1 protein-coding gene is annotated in these 379 nt (G+C 76.3%); it reads right to left on the bottom strand.

What is annotated here, in order from left to right:
• On the bottom strand, nucleotides 1-379 hold a 379-nt coding region (locus tag LPA54_RS42060), incomplete at both ends, for an aromatic amino acid lyase (RefSeq protein ID WP_228985593.1).

Below are 379 nucleotides of genomic sequence, written 5' to 3'. Positions count from 1 at the left end.
CCGTGGGCGGCGAGCAACTCGCCGGCCGGCCGCACCGCGCCGTCGGGCCCTTCGGCCTCGCCCTCGCCCATCAGCGCGAGCGCGCAGTGCGAGAGCGGGGCGAGGTCGCCGGAGCAGCCCAGGGAGCCGTACTCGTGCACCACCGGGGTGATCCCCGCGTTCAGCACGTCGGCCATGGTGCGCGCGACCTCGGGCCGGACGCCGGTGTACCCGGAGCAGAGGGTCTTGAGCCGCAGGAACATCAGCGCGCGGACGACCTCCCGCTCCACCCGCGGCCCCATGCCGGCGGCGTGCGAGCGGACGATGTTGCGCTGGAGCCGGCCGCGCAGGTCCGGGCTGATGTGCCGGGTCGCCAGGGCGCCGAAGCCGGTGCTCACCC

The sequence above is a fragment of the Streptomyces sp. DH12 genome (assembly GCF_020873895.1).
GTDB lineage: Bacteria > Actinomycetota > Actinomycetes > Streptomycetales > Streptomycetaceae > Streptomyces.
The sequence above is the reverse complement of the archived record's forward strand: the minus strand, read 5'-3'. Positions and strand labels throughout refer to the sequence as shown.